4 protein-coding genes are annotated in these 5,506 nt (G+C 67.0%); 1 reads left to right on the top strand and 3 read right to left on the bottom strand.

Annotated elements, in window-relative coordinates; genetic code table 11:
• From RT662_RS10905 to RT662_RS10895, 3 genes are all read right to left on the bottom strand, one after another.
• On the bottom strand, positions 1 to 1,593 hold a 1,593-nt coding region (locus RT662_RS10905), incomplete at its 3' end, for a hypothetical protein (RefSeq protein ID WP_409530167.1).
• A gap of 49 nt (positions 1,594 to 1,642) precedes the next feature.
• Entirely contained in the window at positions 1,643 to 3,028 is a 1,386-nt protein-coding gene (locus RT662_RS10900) for a phospholipase D family protein (RefSeq protein WP_313670730.1), read from the bottom strand.
• Between the two features lie 8 nt (positions 3,029 to 3,036).
• Positions 3,037 to 3,741, bottom strand: coding sequence for an endonuclease/exonuclease/phosphatase family protein (locus RT662_RS10895; RefSeq protein WP_313670729.1), 705 nt, complete (start codon positions 3,739 to 3,741; stop codon positions 3,037 to 3,039).
• 81 nt (positions 3,742 to 3,822) lie between these two features.
• On the opposite strand from RT662_RS10895, the gene RT662_RS10890 reads away from it, so the two are divergent.
• Positions 3,823 to 5,506, top strand: a 1,684-nt coding sequence (locus RT662_RS10890) for an indolepyruvate ferredoxin oxidoreductase family protein (RefSeq protein ID WP_313670728.1), incomplete at its 3' end; no start/stop codon positions are given.

Below are 5,506 nucleotides of genomic sequence, written 5' to 3'. Positions count from 1 at the left end.
GGCGCTGGCGCCGGCGGAGTCGCCCGCCAGCAGCAGGGCGGCGCCCAGCGACTGGTTCACCGGGTAATGCCAATAGCTTGGCTCCATATAGGGGATGGTGGCTTCGATGGTGGCGGCGGCGCGGAATTGCGTAGCAGCTTCCGCATATTGCCGGCGCGCCATCGCCCAGCGGCCCTGCGCGACATGATCAGCCACATCGACAATGGCGGCCATGGGCAGGCCCTGCTGGGAGAGCGTGGCAGCGCCGGGATGCTGCTTCAGCGCCAGCAGCGCGGCGCGTTCGGTGTCAAACGCGGCCTTGTCGCCCTGCGCGGCACGGGCGGTGGCGCGGGCGAAATGGCGCATGGCCGCCGGCAACGGCAGCCGCGCATCGGGGGCCGGCATCGCCACTATGTCCGCCGGGGTGCCAATCATTGCCATGGCCTGATAGGGCGCGGCATCCACCGCCTGCACCGTGCCCAGGCTGGCCGAGGTTTCGGCATCCATCATCCCGGCGAGGCGGCTGGCCTGCGCCCGCACCGTCGCCATGTCGCCGGCCATCAGGGCCGAGGTGACGATGAAATGGACATTGTGGGGATAATAGCCATAGCGCAGCATGCCCTTATCGCCGGTGGCGGCAATCCAGGCTTCATCGGCACGAGCGGCTTCGATGTTGGCGCGGATCGAATCCTGATAGCGGCCGCGCCGGTGCCAGATATGGGCCGGCATGTGCACCAGATGCGCAGCGCTGCGGATATTGCGGGCGCGGGCCAGCCGATCCGCCGCGGCTTCGGCACGGGCGGGATCGGGCAGTTCCAGCATGTGGATATAGAGATGCGCGGCCTGCACATGGCCGGGATTGCGGCGGAGCACCAGCTCCAGCAGGCGCACCGCCTCGCCGCTGTTGCCCACCGGCTTGCCATCGGGCAGCCAATAGTTCCACGGGGACGTGTCCATCACCGCTTCGGCGGCGAGCACGGCGATCTCGTCATCGGCCGGCCAGCGCGCGGCCACGGCCAGCATGGCATCGGCATAGGCCTTGTCGAGCGCGGCGCGGTCCGCCGTTTCGTCGCGCGAATAACGGGTGGCGAGCGCGGCGATCAGCGCCTGTTCCTTCGGGCTGGCACCATCCTTCAGCGCCAGCGCGCGATCGAGGGCAGCGAGCGCGGCGGGGCGATCCCGCCCGTCCATCGGCGCGTTGATGTTGGGGCCGAGCGCCATCGCCTCCCCCCACCAGCACAGCGCACAATCCGGTGCAGCGGCCTGCGCGCGGCGGAAGGAAGCGACCGCGCCGGCGTGATTGAAGCCATAGCTGAGCATCAGCCCTTGCGTGAACCAGCGCCGCGCCCCGGGATCGGCTGGCCCCAGGGACAGGCGGGTGGCGGCGAGATCGGCCAGATAGGGCACGCCGCCGGTTTCGCTGGCCGGCGCGGCGATGGCAGCGGCTGCCAGCAGCGCGCGGCTGGGGCCGGCGCGGCGCGGCCCGCACAGCGCCTGCGCCTGGGAGGTGGGATCAAGCGCGGCGAGCAGCGCCGGAGACAGCGCCGGCTCACTGACGGTGGCAGGCACCAGCAGGGCGGTGAGCAGCAACAATTGGCGTGCAGACATGATCATGACCGGCCTCCCCCACAGCATCGGCACGATAGTGCCAGATCAGGCGGGATCAGAACAGGCCAGCAAGCGGCAACAGGCCGAGCAGACGCAGGGCGATGCGCTGCAGGGCGGTGGTGCCGGGTTCGGGCTGAATCAGATGGTCATCCTCGCGCCAGCCAAGCTGGCCTTCGTGCAGTTCGAGCGCCCAGGCAAAGCGCGGCAGGCCATCATCGAGCGCGGCTTCGAGCGTGCTGGCCAGGCGCGGTGAATCGATCACGAAGCCCATTTCGGTGTTGAGCCGCCACGAGCGCGGATCGAAATTCATCGAGCCAACAAACAGCCAGCGGCCATCGGCGACATAGGTTTTGGCGTGGAGTTCGCCGGCACTGGCGCGGAAGAAGCTGGTGGCCGGGCGGCGGCGGCGCAGGCGGCGCGGGATCAGGCCCAGCGTTGCGCGATCCCCTTGCGCCCCACGCATTTCCCACAGCCGCACCCCCGCGCTGAGCAGACGCTTTCGCCACGGCGCGTAATAGGCGTGAACCAGCACGACATTGTTGGACAGCAGGGAGTTGGTCAGCACATCGACCTGCACGCCCCGTGCGGCCAGATCGCAGAGCAGGGCGTTGCTGGCCCTGGTGGGCACGAAATAGGCCGATACCAGCAACAGGCGCTGCCGGGCCGACGCCATCGTGGCCAGCAATCGCGGCAGCATCAGCTGCGCTTCGGCCACCGTGCCGCTGATTTTTTCGGGCGGATCGCTGAGCATGCGCACGGGCGCCCATTCGAAATCCTGCGCTTCGTCCAGCAGGGCGAGCGTCGCCGGGTCGGCGGCTGCGGCCAAGTAGGCGGCGCGCCGGTCAACGGGCGGTGCCGGCGGCAAGGGTTTTGCGCCCGAGCGGACCAGCCGGGCCAGCGGTACCGCCTCTGGGCAATCCCAGTAGCGCTGAAAACAGGCGGCCACTTCGCCGGCAATCGCGCCGATGGCCAGTGCATCGAGATCGGCGGCCAGTTCCACATGGCCGGCATCGAAATATTCATCGCCGATGTTGCGACCGCCGATCACGGTGGCAATGCCATCCACCGTCAGGCTCTTGTTGTGCATGCGGCGGTTGAGCCGGGCAAAATCGAACAGCGCATTGGGCCAGCGTGGCCAGCGCAGGCGGGCCGGATTGAACAGCCGCACATCAAAGCCGGGCAGCGCCGCCACCAGATGTTCGACCGCCGCGCAGCCGAAATCATCGAGCAGCAACCGCACCTTCACCCCGCGCACGGCCGCTGCGGCGAGTTCATCGAGCAGCAACCGGCCGGCCACATCATCGCGCCAGATATAATATTGGACGTCGATGCTGGTTACGGCGCGCCGGATCAGCGCGATGCGCACCGCCAGCGCGGCCGGGCCATCATCGAGCAATTGTATGCCGCTTTGTCCGGGATGGGCCTCGCACAGTCTGGCCAATGCCGCCGTCATGCGGCCAGCCGCACGAAGATGGGCAGATGATCAGACGCCGCGCGCGCCAGAGCCGAGGCATGAACGCCGGCTTCGGCCACATGCAGGGCATGATGGGCAAAAGCCCGGTCCAACCGGCCGATCGGCAGCCGCGCCGGAAAACTGGGGCCAAGCGCCACTTCGCGCCAGTGCCGCGCCAGCGCCGCCAGCGCCGCGCCGCCCTTTCGCCACTCGTTGAAATCGCCCATCACCAGTTCCGGCGGATTGCCCGGCGCTTTCGCCACCGCATCGATGATGGCGTGCATCTGCCGGGCGCGGGCCAGGCCCGAAAGATCAAGATGCGCGCCGACCAGCCGCAGCACATGATTGCCATGCGCGATGTCGGCCAGCACCGCCCCGCGCGGTTCCAGCGATGGCAGGGTGATGCGGTGGCTGTGGGTGAGCCGCACGGTACTACGCACCAGCACGGCATTGCCATGCCAGCCCAACGCGGCGCGGCCTTCATGGTGTTGCTGGCCCAGTGGCGCCGCCTGCCAGCCATGCACGCTGAGCAGGGTTTCGGGCAGCACCGAGGTGCGCAGGCCCAGCCGCGTATCTGCCTCCTGCAGCAGCGCCACATCGGCACCGATTTCATCGAGCACATCCAGAATGCGCCCTGGGTTCAGCCGGCCATCGCTGCCAACGGCCTTGTGGATATTGTAGCTGGCGATGGTGATGCTCACCGGCGCAGAGCTATCGCTTGCACGCCGCAAAAAAGGTCAGTATTATTGACCCATCTCGCACGTGCACAAAGAGTCACAGCCATGGTCGCCGGTCTACCGCCTGTCAGCCTTGAAGACAAATACCGCTTCCGCGACGGTCGCGTGTTCATGTCGGGCGTGCAGGCGCTGGTGCGGTTGCCGTTGGTGCAGAAATGGCGCGATGCCGCCGCCGGGCTGAACACTGGCGGTTTCATTTCCGGTTATCGCGGCTCGCCGCTGGGCGGTTATGATCAGGAATTGTGGCGCGCCAAGAAGTGGCTGAAGGAACAGGATATCCACTTCGTTCCGGGTGTGAACGAGGAACTGGGCGCCACCGCCGTCTGGGGCAGCCAGCACGTGGCACTGAACCCGAAAGCCGAGCGCGATGGCGTGTTCGGCATCTGGTATGGCAAGGGCCCCGGCCTCGATCGCGCCATGGACGTGCTGAAGCACGGCAACGCCGCCGGCACCTCGGCGCATGGCGGCGTGCTCGCCATCGTCGGCGATGATCACGGCGCCAAATCTTCCACCCTGCCCCACCAGAGCGACCATAATTTCCAGGCCGCCTTCGTGCCGTTCCTGGCACCCGCATCGGTGCATGAATTCGTCGAGTACGGCCTGCTGGGCATCGCCATGAGCCGTTTTGCCGGCACCTGGGTCGGCTTCAAGGCCACGGCCGATACGGTGGAAACCAGTGCCACCGTCGATCTGTCTGGCGAAAACCGCGGGATCATCATCCCCCAGTTCGAATTCCCCGATGGCGGTGTCCACATCCGCCCTGGCGACATCTGGCGCGAGGAAGACACCCGCCTGCAACGCTACAAGGGCTTTGCCGCCATGGCCTTTGCCAAGGCCAACGGCATTGACCGGGTGGTGTGGGATTCGCCCAAGCCGCGCATCGGCATCGTGTCGACCGGCAAGGCCTTTGCCGACACGATGGAGGCGCTGGATGAACTGGGCATCGATGCCCGCGTCGCCGCTGACATTGGCCTGAAGGTCTACAAGGTTGGCATGCCGTGGCCGCTGGAGCCCGATGGCATCCGCGCCTTTGCCGAAGGCCTGGATGAAGTGCTGGTGATCGAGGAAAAGCGCGAATTCATCGAGCATCAGCTGAAATGGCAGCTCTACAACTGGCGCGAGTCCGTCCGCCCGCGCGTGGTTGGCAAGCATGACGAGAGCGGCGAATGGCTGCTCAGCCCCGACAATGAACTTTCGCCGGGCGTCATCGCCCACGTGATCGCCGCGCGCCTGCAGCATTTCCACAACACTGACCGGATCCGCGCCGCACTCGCCTTCTTCCGCGATCAGGCCGGCAAATCGGCCGCGCACATCACGCCGGTCAAGCGCAGCCCCTATTTCTGCTCCGGCTGCCCGCACAACACCTCCACCAAGGCACCGGAAGGTCAGCGCGCGCTGGCCGGCATCGGCTGCCACATCATGGCAATGTGGATGGACCGCGCCGAAACCTTCACCCAGATGGGCGGCGAAGGCGTGACCTGGGTGGGCGAAGCGCCGTTCGTGGGCGAAAACCATGTGTTCGCCAATCTGGGCGACGGCACCTATTTCCATTCCGGCCTGCTCGCCATCCGCCAGTCGATCGCGGCGGGTGTAAACATCACCTACAAGATCCTCTACAACGACGCCGTCGCCATGACGGGCGGACAGAAGCATGACGGCGAACTGGGCGTGGACCAGATCGCGGCGCAGATGCTGGCCGAACATGCGAAGAAGGTGGTGATCCTCACCG

The organism is Sandarakinorhabdus sp., assembly GCF_032115815.1.
In the GTDB taxonomy this organism is placed as follows: domain Bacteria; phylum Pseudomonadota; class Alphaproteobacteria; order Sphingomonadales; family Sphingomonadaceae; genus Sandarakinorhabdus.
Note: the sequence above shows the minus strand (reverse complement) of the source record. Positions and strands in the feature narration are given on the sequence as shown.